General features: G+C 69.9%; 1 protein-coding gene. It reads right to left on the reverse strand.

Going from position 1 to position 1,188, the window contains the following annotated elements; translation table 11 throughout:
• Positions 1-62 precede the first annotated feature (62 nt).
• Positions 63-1,188 (reverse strand): MdtA/MuxA family multidrug efflux RND transporter periplasmic adaptor subunit (locus tag DBR34_RS16060; protein WP_128097559.1); only part of this gene is annotated, 1,126 nt, incomplete at its 5' end.

Genomic DNA, 1,188 nt, shown 5'->3' on the forward strand with positions numbered 1-1,188 from the left:
CAGCAGCGCCACCATCAGCAGCGTGGTGGCGACCGGGCGCTCGATGAAGGGCCGCGAGAGGTTCATGCGCCGGTCCGCGGCGCGTCCACCTGTGTTGCCGGCGTGGGCACCACCTCTACCGGCGCACCTTCGCGCAGGCCGTCGATGCCTTCCACCACCACCCGCTCGCCGGCCTTGAGTCCTTCGCGCACCGAGACGCGCTCGCCATCAGCCGGGCCCAGCACCACGTTGCGCAGATGCGAGGTGTTGTCCGGGGCAATCACGTACACATAGCTGCCCTTGCTGCCGAACTGCACGGCGGCGTTGGGAATCACCACCGCATCGGCACTGCTCACCTGCAGACGGATGTTGACGAACTGGTTGGGGAACAGCGCCTCGTCGGCATTGGCGAACTGCGCGCGCAGCTTCAGCGTGCCGGTGGCGGTGTCGATGCGGTTGTCCAGGCTGGACAGCACGCCGCTGCCGAGCGCCTGGCGCTCTTCGCGATCCCATGCTTCCACCGTGAGGTCGGGCGTGGCGCGCACGGCGGCCACCACCGCTGGCAGGTCCGGCTCGGGCACGGTGAAGAGCACGCTGATCGGCGTGGTCTGGGTGATGGTGGCCAGCGGCTCGGTATCGCCACTGCGCACCAGGTTGCCCACGTCCACGTTGCGCAGGCCCATGCGCCCGGCCACCGGCGCGGTGATGCGGGTGTACTGCAGCTGCAGGCGGGTTTCATCCACCGCGGCCTGGTCGGTCTGGCGACGGCCCTGCAGCTGGCGCACCTTGCTCTGCTGGTCGCTCAGGTCCTGGGCAGAGACGAAGTGCTTGGCCTGCAGTTCGCTGTAGCGCTTGAGCTGGGTCTGCGCGTTGTCCAGTTCGGCCAGGTTCTGCTGCTGGGTGCCCAGCGCACGCGCCAATGCCACCTGGTAAGGACGCGGATCGATCTCGGCGATCAGGTCACCGGCCTTGACGTGCTCGCCCTCGCGGAACGACAGCCGCAGCAGTTCGCCGTCCACGCGGCTGCGCAGGCTCACCGTATGCAACGGCGTGACCGTGCCCAGCGCCTTCAGCCGCACCACCAGGTCTTCGCGCACCACGGTGGCCACGCGCACCGGCGTGGCGGTGCTCGCGGGGGCGGCTTCGGCGGCCGGCGCGGGCGTCAACACGCGCCAGGCGATCACGGCGGCGGCAAGCACGGCTACGACC

Source organism: Stenotrophomonas sp. HMWF003 (assembly GCF_003061285.1).
Classification (GTDB): domain Bacteria; phylum Pseudomonadota; class Gammaproteobacteria; order Xanthomonadales; family Xanthomonadaceae; genus Stenotrophomonas; species Stenotrophomonas maltophilia_AP.